The 6,354-nt window shown below is 74.0% G+C and carries 5 protein-coding genes and 1 pseudogene; all 6 read right to left on the minus strand.

Annotated elements, in window-relative coordinates; all coding sequences use genetic code 11:
* Positions 1–3: 3 nt before the first annotated feature.
* Positions 4–498 carry an rRNA maturation RNase YbeY gene (gene ybeY / locus AB0E96_RS16025; RefSeq protein ID WP_359823535.1) on the minus strand — a complete coding sequence of 165 codons (495 nt, stop codon included), beginning with the start codon at positions 496–498 and terminating at the stop codon, positions 4–6.
* A gap of 14 nt (positions 499–512) precedes the next feature.
* The gene (locus AB0E96_RS16030; RefSeq protein WP_359823550.1) at positions 513–1,544 is read right to left on the minus strand and encodes a PhoH family protein; all 1,032 of its coding nucleotides are present in this window, start codon (positions 1,542–1,544) and stop codon (positions 513–515) included.
* 281 nt (positions 1,545–1,825) lie between these two features.
* Entirely contained in the window at positions 1,826–2,749 is a 924-nt protein-coding gene (locus AB0E96_RS16035) for a ribonuclease Z (RefSeq protein WP_359823537.1), read from the minus strand.
* Positions 2,750–2,755: 6 nt separating this feature from the next.
* The gene (locus tag AB0E96_RS16040; protein WP_359823540.1) at positions 2,756–3,109 is read right to left on the minus strand and encodes an HIT domain-containing protein; all 354 of its coding nucleotides are present in this window, start codon (positions 3,107–3,109) and stop codon (positions 2,756–2,758) included.
* A gap of 66 nt (positions 3,110–3,175) precedes the next feature.
* Positions 3,176–3,886 (minus strand): RDD family protein, encoded by a 711-nt coding sequence (locus tag AB0E96_RS16045; protein ID WP_359823543.1) that lies wholly within the window; start codon positions 3,884–3,886, stop codon positions 3,176–3,178.
* A gap of 116 nt (positions 3,887–4,002) precedes the next feature.
* A pseudogene (locus AB0E96_RS16050) lies at positions 4,003–6,285 on the minus strand (PDZ domain-containing protein); the annotation flags it as partial.
* Between the last annotated feature and the right edge of the window lie 69 nt (positions 6,286–6,354).

Below are 6,354 nucleotides of genomic sequence, written 5' to 3' on the forward strand. Positions count from 1 at the left end.
CGCTCAGTGGGTGGTGGGCGCCGGGGAGATGCCGCCGAGGCCCCGGCCCGCCCGCCAGTCGTCCAGGATGCGCTTCTGGAGGGCGAACATCTCCTCCTCTTCCTCCGGCTCCTCGTGGTCGTAGCCGAGGACGTGCAGCACGCCGTGCACGGTGAGCAGCTGCAGCTCCTCGTCCATCGAGTGCTTGGAGGGGGCCGCCAGGCCCTGCTGCTGGGCGACCTCGGGGCAGAGCACGATGTCGCCGAGCAGGCCCTGCGGCAGCTCCTCGCCCTCCTTGCCGGGACGCAGCTCGTCCATCGGGAAGGACATCACGTCGGTGGGCCCCGGAAGGTCCATCCACTGGATGTGCAGCTCCTCCATCGCCGCACTGTCCACCAGGATCACGGACAGTTCTGACTGCGGGTGGATCCGCATCTTGTCCAGTGCGAAGCGGGCGACGTCGAGGATGGCTTCCTCGTCGGCGTCCCAACCGGACTCGTTGGCGATGTCGATCGACATGACGGGCTGTGTGCTCAGCTTTCGGTGCGATGGGACTGTCGGGGTGCGCGGGGCGCGGTGGCCTTGCCGGGGCGCCGCTGGGCGGGCTTGCGGGCCGCCGGGGAGGCGTCCTCGGCCTCCTGGCGGGCGTCCCAGCGCTCGTAGGCGTCCACGATCCGGCCGACCAGCTTGTGGCGGACCACGTCGGTGCTGGTGAGGACGGAGAAGTGGATGTCGGGCACGTCGGCCAGGATCTCCTGGACGACCTTGAGACCGCTGCGGGTGCCGCCCGGGAGGTCGATCTGGCTGGTGTCGCCGGTGACCACCACCCGGGAGTTGAACCCGAGGCGGGTGAGGAACATCTTCATCTGCTCGGGCGAGGTGTTCTGGGCCTCGTCCAGGATGATGAAGGCGTCGTTGAGGGTACGGCCGCGCATGTACGCGAGCGGGGCGACCTCGATGGTGCCGGCCGCCATCAGGCGCGGGATGGAGTCCGGGTCCATCATGTCGTGCAGCGCGTCGTACAGCGGGCGCAGGTACGGGTCGATCTTCTCGTAGAGGGTGCCGGGCAGGAATCCCAGCCGCTCCCCCGCCTCGACCGCCGGGCGGGTCAGGATGATCCGGTTGACCTCCTTGGCCTGGAGGGCCTGGACGGCCTTGGCCATCGCCAGGTAGGTCTTGCCGGTGCCGGCCGGGCCGAGGCCGAAGACGATCGTGTGCTTGTCGATCGCCTCGACGTAGCGCTGCTGGTTGAGGGTCTTCGGGCGGATCGTGCGGCCCCGGTTGGACAGGATGTTCGCGGTGAACACCTGGGAGGGCGCCGGGCTGTCCGGGTCCTGCTCCTGGCCGCGGATCATGGCGATGGAGCGCTCCACGGAGTCCTCCGTCAGGGGCTGGCCGGTGCGCAGCACCAGCATCATCTCGGTGAACAGCCGCTGGACGAGGGCGACCTCGGCCCGGGCGCCGGTGGCGGTCACCTCGTTGCCGCGGACGTGGATGTCGGCGGCGGGGAAGCCCTCCTCGATCACGCGCAGCAGCGAGTCCGCGGTGCCGAGCAGGGTGACCATCGGGTGCTTCTCGGGGATGACGATCCGGGCACTGACGCGGCCGTCGTCGGCCGGCTCGGGGCGCGACTGTCCGTTGGTACGGGTCTGCGATGTGTCACTCATAGGTCGGCGCTGGGGCCTGCCTCATCCCATCCGTGGTGTCGGGTGCCGCTCGGTGTCTCCGGGGCACCAGGGTACGCCGCGAGCGTGATCGCCGTGGCGGGCGGCGGGGCCGCACCCGACGATGCTCCGGCAGATCGAAGGACGGCGCGAGCCCTTTTTCACGGCTTCCGCCGGGCCCGTCACGACGGGCGGCGGGCCGGGACGGGCACCCGGTCGAGGTCCGCGGCCAGCACCAGCTCCCCGTCGAAGTGCTTGCGGGCGTCGGCCAGGTGCTGGCCGAGGTCCGGGTAGCGCTGCGAGAAGTGGGTCAGCACCAGGGTGCGCACCCCGGCCTCGGCGGCGACCTTGGCGGCCTGCCCGGCGGTGAGGTGGCCGTGCTCCTCGGCGAGCCGGGCGTCGGCGTCGGTGAAGGTCGCCTCGACGACCAGCAGGTCGGTCCCCTCGGCGAGGGCGTGCACGCCCTCGCACAGCCGGGTGTCCATCACGAAGGCGAACTTCTGGCCCGGCCGCGGCTCGCTGACCTCGCCCAGGGTGACGGTACGGCCGTCCACCTCGATCGCGCCCTCGTGCTGGAGCCGGCCGACCGCCGGGCCGCGCACGCCGAGGGCGGCCAGCCGCTCCGGAACCAGCCGGCGGCCGTCCGGCTCGGACAGCCGGTAGCCGAAGGACTCCACCGGGTGGTCCAGCCGGACGGCGTCCAGCGCGAAGCGGGCGCCGGGCGCCGGCAGCGGCCCGGGCTCGTCGATCGGCCGGGGCCGCAGCACGGCCGTCTCGTGGTAGGCGGTGGAGTGCCGCAGCCGCTCGAAGTAGACCTCGCCGGAGGCCGGGAAGTAGACGTCCACCGGGTGCGGGACCCGGTCGAGGTTGATCCGCTGGATCACCCCCGCGAGGCCCAGGCAGTGGTCCCCGTGGAAGTGGGTGACGGCGATGCGGGTGATCTGGGTGGCCGTGACCCCGGCGTGCAGCATCTGGCGCTGGGTGCCCTCGCCGGGGTCGAACAGCAGGCCCTCGCCGTCCCAGCGCAGCAGGTAGCCGTTGTGGTTGCGGTGCCGGGTGGGCACCTGGCTGGCGGTGCCGAGGACGACGAGTTCGCGCTGGGACACGTGCGGTCAGACCATGCGCTCGGTCATCGGCATCCCGCCGAGGACGTGGACGTGCGCGTGGAAGACGGTCTGCCCGGCGCCCGCACCGGTGTTGAAGATCAGCCGGTAGTCCTCGATGCCCTCGTCCGCGGCCACCGCGCCCGCCTCGGCGAGCAGTTCGGCGGCGACCTCGGGCTCGGCGGCGGCCAGCGCGGCCGCGTTCGGGTGGTGCACGTGCGGGATCACCAGCACGTGCACGGGCGCCTTGGGGGCGATGTCGCGGAAGGCGAGGGTGCGCTCGGTCTTGCGCACCACGGTCGCCGGGATCTCGCCCGCCACGATCTTGCAGAACACGCAGTCGGGCTGCGGCTCGCCGGCCATGGTTCCCTCCTCGGGATCGGTACGTCGGGATCGGTACGTCGGGTGGTGGGGCCGTACGGGCGCAGCCTAGCCGAGCGGGGCGACGGCCTGCCGGTACTCCTGGAGGTGCTTCCAGCGCACCGCGCGCATGCCGACGACGTCGCCGTCGTCCGTGTCGAAGTCCTCGGTGAGGAAGGCGACCGCGAGGATGACGAAGCCGATCAGCCAACGCCTGGTGAGCCGCCAGGTGTTCGGCCGCGTCACGCCCTTGCGGCGCACCACCCGCATCGCCATGACCCCCTTGCCCACGCTGAAGCCGGTCAGCCGGGCGAGCACCACCTGGTTGAGGAAGGACGCGGCGAGGCCGACCGCCAGCAGCGCCACGAAGTACGGCACCACCGGCCCGCCGCCCTGCGCGGCGTGGCCGGCCGCGTGCGAGGCCCTCGGGCGGCTCGCGGCGTTGGCGGCGACAAAGCCGAGGCCGACCGCGAACAGCCAGTCCAGCACGATCGCCAGGAACCGCCGTCCGCCGCCCGCCTCCTTGGGGCAGGGCGGCAGTGCCCGCCGCGGCTGCCCGGGCCCCGGGTGGGGGCCCGGGTGGGGCTGGGGCGGGTACGGCTGCGGGTACGGCTGCTGCTGCGCCGGGTACCCCTGCGGCGGGTACCCCTGGGCCGGGTACGGCTGCTGGTGCTGCGGCGGCGGGTACGGCTGTGACTGCGGGTACGGCTGCTGGTGCTGCGGCTGCGGCTGCGCGTATGGATTCCGGTCGTACTGCGGCGGCGGGTAGCCCTGCGCCATGTGGTGTTCCCCCGTGAACTGTGGATCAAGAAGCAGCCCCGCATCCTACCCACGCCCCCGCGCGCCGGAGCGGGAAGTCGGCCCGTCCGGCCTCCCGCTCCGCGGGCCGTGCCCCGCTACGCCCAGGGCAGCGGCGGCGCCGTGCGGGCCGGGGTCCCGGCGAGCCCCGCCAGCGCGATGCGGACGCCCTCGGCCAGCTGGGGGTCCTCGCCGGCCGCCCAGTGGTGCGGGGCGAACGGCACCTCCACGTCCGGGTCGACGCCGTGGTTCTCCAGGCCCCAGCCGTAGTTCTCCATCCAGAGCGCGTACTTGGGCTGGGTGACCAGGGTGCCGTCGACCAGCCGGTAGCGGCTGTCGATGCCGATCACCCCGCCCCAGGTGCGGGTGCCGACCACCGGGCCGATCCCGAGCGCCTGCACGGCGGCGCCGACCACGTCGCCGTCCGAGCCGGTGAACTCGTCGGCGAGCGCGACCACCGGCCCGCGCGGGGCGTCCGCCGGGTAGGGCACCGGGTGGTCGGTGTCCCGGATGACGTCCCAGCCGACGATCCGGCGGGCCAGCTTCTCGATCACCAGCTGCGAGGTGTGCCCGCCCCGGTTCCCCCGGACGTCGACGACCAGGCCCTCCCGGGCCATCTCGCCGCGCAGGTCGCGGTGCAGCTGGGCCCAGCCGGCCGTCTGCATGTCGGGGATGTGCAGGTAGCCCAGCCGCCCGCCGGACAGCTCGCGCACCGCGGCCCGCCGCCCGGCCACCCAGTCGTGGTAGCGCAGCGCCTCCTCGTCGGCCAGCGGGACGACCACCGGGTGGCGCCGTTCGGTGCCGTCCTTCCCGGTCACGGTCAGCTCGACCGGCTGGCCCGCCGTGCCGGCCAGCAGCGGGGCCGGACCGGAGACCGGGTCCACCGGGCGGCCGTTGACGGCGAGCACCGCGTCGCCCGGGCGGATCGCCGCGCCGGGCGCGGCCAGCGGCGAGCGGGCCCTGGGGTCGGAGGACTCCCCGGGCAGGATCCGGGCGATCCGCCACCGCTCGCCGTCCCGGACCAGGTCGGCGCCGAGCAGGCCCTGGCGCCGGGCCGGCTCGGTGTACCGGCCGTACGGCATCACGTAGGCGTGCGAGGTGCCGAGTTCGCCGTGCACCTCCCAGAGCAGGTCGACCAGTTCGTCGTGCGAGCCGACCCGCTCGACCAGCGGCCGGTAGCGGTCCAGCACCCCGGTCCAGTCCACGCCGGAGAGGTCGGGGCGCCAGAAGTTGTCCCGCATCAGCCGGCCGTTCTCGGCGTACATCTGCCGCCACTCGGCGGCCGGGTCGACGGTCACCCGCAGCCGGGCGAGGTCGACGGTGGTCTCCTCGTCGTCACCGCCCTTGTGATCGGCCGGGACGACCCTCAGCTCGCCCTCGTCCAGCACGGCCACCCGGGTGCCGTCCGCGCTGACCGCGAAGTCGTCCACACCGTGCACCAGCTGCTCGACCCGGCGCTTGCGCAGGTCGAAGCGCTCCAGCACCGGGCGGGGCCGGTCGTCGTCCAACGAGGCCGCCCCGTCGCCGAGTTCGCCCGTCAGCGGGGTCCTGGTCCAGAGCACACCGTCCTTGGCGGCGGCGAGCTCCTCGAAGCGGCCGCCCTCGACCGGGAAGGGGACGATCCGGTCGGCGATGCCGTCCAGGTCCACCCTGGTCACCGGCGCGGCGTCGGCGGCCGCCTCCCCGCCGTCCGCCTTCCGGGCCTTCGGCTCGTCCTCCTCCCCGCCGAGCGGGCGCCCGGCCCGCCGCGGCCCGAACGGGGACGGGGTGTCGGCGGCCAGGGTGACCAGGTAGGGGCGGCAGCCGTTCGGGAAGGACAGGTCGAAGACGTGCGCGTCGTAGACCGGGTCGAAGTTGCGCACCGACAGGAAGGCCAGGTAGCGGCCGTCCGCGGTGAAGGAGGGCGAGGTGTCCACGAAGCGCGGCTGGGTCACCTCGCCGACCGTCCGGGTGGCCAGGTCGGCCAGCACGATCTGGCGCAGCGAGTGCGGGCCCATCCCGCGCACCGGGCGCGACCAGGCCAGCCAGGCCGAGTCCGGGCTGAAGACGGGCGCACCGGGCCCGCCGTCGGCGCTGCGGTCCAGCTCGTGCACGGCGCCGTCGGCCAGCGAGACCAGCAGCACCCGGCCGTCGTGCACGCCGAGCGCGGCCTGCCCGCCGTCCGGGGAGACGGTCAGCGAGTCGACCCGGCCGAGCCGTCCCGCGGCCAGCCGGCGGCGCTCGGCGCCGTACAGGTCGGGGGCGAACTCCAGGGCGTCCTCGCCCTCGGCGTCGGACACCCACAGCACGCCCTGGACGCCGTCCTCGCCGGGCACCACCCGGGCCAGCCGCCCGCGCACCCCCGGGGTCTCGTCCAGCACCCGGGCCGGGCCGTCGCGGTGTCTCTGGATCGCCCGTACGGCTATTCGTCCAGTCGATCACCTCACCCGGGCGGCTCAACACATCGCCCG

It is taken from the genome of Kitasatospora sp. NPDC036755 (genome assembly GCF_040636595.1).
Taxonomy (GTDB): domain Bacteria; phylum Actinomycetota; class Actinomycetes; order Streptomycetales; family Streptomycetaceae; genus Kitasatospora.

What these genes read in the sequence shown, in the direction of transcription:
- AB0E96_RS16030 (WP_359823550.1), bottom strand. Translation starts at nt 1,544, where the DNA reads ATGGTCACCCTGCTCGGCACCGCGGACTCGCTGCTGCGCGTGATCGAG.
- AB0E96_RS16045 (WP_359823543.1), bottom strand. Translation starts at nt 3,886, where the DNA reads ATGGCGCAGGGCTACCCGCCGCCGCAGTACGACCGGAATCCATACGCG.
- ybeY (WP_359823535.1), bottom strand. Translation starts at nt 498, where the DNA reads ATGTCGATCGACATCGCCAACGAGTCCGGTTGGGACGCCGACGAGGAA.
- AB0E96_RS16040 (WP_359823540.1), bottom strand. Translation starts at nt 3,109, where the DNA reads ATGGCCGGCGAGCCGCAGCCCGACTGCGTGTTCTGCAAGATCGTGGCG.